This window comes from Sphingomonas sp. NPDC019816 (assembly GCF_050274375.1).
Taxonomy (GTDB): domain Bacteria; phylum Pseudomonadota; class Alphaproteobacteria; order Sphingomonadales; family Sphingomonadaceae; genus Sphingomonas.
The window spans coordinates 1-2387 of sequence record NZ_JBNNOB010000243.1 but is presented as its reverse complement, the minus strand read 5'-3'; the positions used below and the strand labels follow the sequence as shown (position 1 = coordinate 2387).

4 protein-coding genes are annotated in these 2387 nt (G+C 65.4%); all 4 read left to right on the top strand.

Going from position 1 to position 2387, the window contains the following annotated elements:
• A partial coding sequence (locus ACQKJZ_RS19050; RefSeq protein WP_427733243.1) for a carboxyl transferase domain-containing protein occupies positions 1-357 on the top strand: 357 nt, incomplete at its 5' end.
• A 150-nt stretch (positions 358-507) separates the two neighbouring features.
• Complete coding sequence (gene mce / locus ACQKJZ_RS19045) at positions 508-927, top strand: methylmalonyl-CoA epimerase (protein WP_427733241.1); 420 nt, start codon at positions 508-510, stop codon at positions 925-927.
• An 8-nt stretch (positions 928-935) separates the two neighbouring features.
• Positions 936-1694 (top strand): enoyl-CoA hydratase-related protein, encoded by a 759-nt coding sequence (locus tag ACQKJZ_RS19040; protein WP_427733245.1) that lies wholly within the window; start codon positions 936-938, stop codon positions 1692-1694.
• Positions 1695-1759: 65 nt separating this feature from the next.
• A partial coding sequence (locus ACQKJZ_RS19035; RefSeq protein WP_427733239.1) for a methylmalonyl-CoA mutase family protein occupies positions 1760-2387 on the top strand: 628 nt, incomplete at its 3' end.

Sequence of the window (2387 nt, the reverse complement as noted above, 5' to 3'; positions counted from 1 at the left end):
GTCCCGAAGATCACCGTCATCACCCGCAAGGCTTACGGCGGCGCGTACGACGTGATGGCGTCCAAGCATCTGCGCGGCGACCTCAACTATGCCTGGCCGACCGCCGAGATCGCGGTGATGGGGGCAAAGGGCGCGGTCGAGATCATCTTCCGGGGCAAGACGCCGGAGGAGATCGCCGAGCGGACGGCCGAATATGAGGCGCGCTTCGCCAACCCGTTCGTCGCGGCGTCCAAGGGGTTCGTCGACGAGGTGATCCAGCCGCACTCCACCCGCAGGCGGATCGCGCTGGGCCTGCGCAAGCTGCGTAACAAGGATTTGGCGAACCCGTGGAAGAAGCATGACAATCTTCCGCTCTGAGATGGTCGCGGTTTCCCTCCCCCATCCCCTCCCGCCTGCGGGAGGGGCGTGCTTGGGGGCAACGCTCGCCCAGAGCTTCTCCCCTCCCGCAGGCGGGAGGGGGCGGGGGAGGGCTGGCGCTGTCCCCATGTCCAAACGTCGGAGGCGCACATGACCCTCGGCCGCCTCAACCATATCGGCATCGCCACGCCCTCGATCGAAAAGACGATCGAAACCTATCGCCAGCTCCTCGGTGCCGACGCAATCGGAGAACCGTTCGATCTGCCGCCGCAGGGCGTACGGGTATGCTTCATCGACGCGCCCAACACCCAGATCGAGCTGATCCAGCCGCTCGACGAAACATCCCCCATCGCCAACTTCCTGAAGAAGAACCCGGCGGGCGGGCAGCATCATCTGTGCTTCGAGGTCGCCGATATCCCCGCCGCCGTCGCCGAGCTTCAGGCCAAGGGCGCGACGTTGCTGGGCCAGCCACGCATCGGTGCGCATGGCACGCCGGTCGTCTTCCTCCATCCGCGCGACATGGGCGGGGTGCTGGTCGAACTGATGGAAACGCCGGGAGAGGATCATTGAGCGACACCATGCTGCGCGTCGAGCGCCGGGGCGATGTGCTGGTCCTGACGCTCAACCGGCCCGAGCGGCTGAACGCCGCACCGCCCGCGCTGTTCGATGCGATCCGCGAAGCCCTCGACGCACGCGGCGACGCCCGTGCCGTGCTGATCGCGGGCGAGGGGCGGGCCTTTTGTTCGGGTGCGGACATATCGGGTGGCGATATCGGCCCCGATACCGTCCACCGCGCGCTGGTCGCGCATTACAACCCCGCGATGCTGGCACTCGCCGACCTGCCCATTCCCGTGGTCTGCGCGGTGCGAGGTGCGGCGGCGGGGATCGGATGCAGCCTGGCGCTCGCCGGTGATTTCTGCGTCGCGAGCGAGAATGCCTATTTCCTCCACGCCTTCGTCAATATCGGCCTCGTCCCCGATGGCGGCGCGAGCTGGATGCTGCCGCGCCTGATCGGCCGTGCCCGCGCCGCCGAGATGATGCTGCTGGGCGAGCGGGTGCCCGCGACACGCGCGCTCGACTGGGGCATGATCCACAAGGTCGTCGCCGAGGATGCGCTCGACTCCGAAGCCCTGGCGCTCGCCGAGCGGCTGGCGGCGGGGCCGAGCGTGGCCTTGGGGCTGATGCGCCGCGCGCTCCACGCCGGGTTGGACGGCGACTATGCCACCGCGCTGGCTCGAGAAGCCGACGACCAGCGCAGTGCCCGCGCGACCCAGGACGGCGAGGAGGGCGGCCGGGCCTTTTTCGAGAAGCGTCCACCGCGTTTCCTCGGGCGGTGAGACTTGCGCGGGTATGATAATTTCGCTCTAGTGAAATAAAATAAGAGTGGATGAGGAGTGGCCCGATGGCCGAACGCCCTGAGCTGTCAGACTGGGAAGCCCTTGCCGTGCGTGAGGTGAAGGGGCGCGACCTCGAATGGCAGACGCCCGAGGGGATCACGGTCAAGCCGCTCTACACCGCCGCCGATGTGCGCGCAGATCCCGGCCTGCCCGGCTTCGCGCCGTTCACGCGAGGTGTGCGCGCCAGCATGTATGCGGGCCGTCCCTGGACGATCCGGCAATATGCGGGCTTCTCGACCGCCGAGGAATCGAACGCCTTTTACCGCCGCAACCTGGCGGCGGGGCAGAAGGGGCTGTCGGTCGCCTTCGATCTGGCGACGCACCGGGGCTATGACAGCGACCACCCGCGCGTAACCGGCGATGTCGGCAAGGCGGGCGTCGCGATCGACACGGTCGAGGATATGAAGATCCTGTTCGACGGCATTCCGCTGGATGCCATGTCGGTCAGCATGACGATGAACGGCGCGGTGATCCCGGTACTGGCCTTCTTCATCGTCGCGGCCGAGGAACAGGGCGTTCACCGCTCCAAGCTGGAAGGGACCATCCAGAACGACATCCTCAAGGAGTTCATAAAAAAAAAAAAAAAAAAAAAAAAAAAAAAAAAAAAAAAAAAAAAAAAAAAAAAAAAAAAAA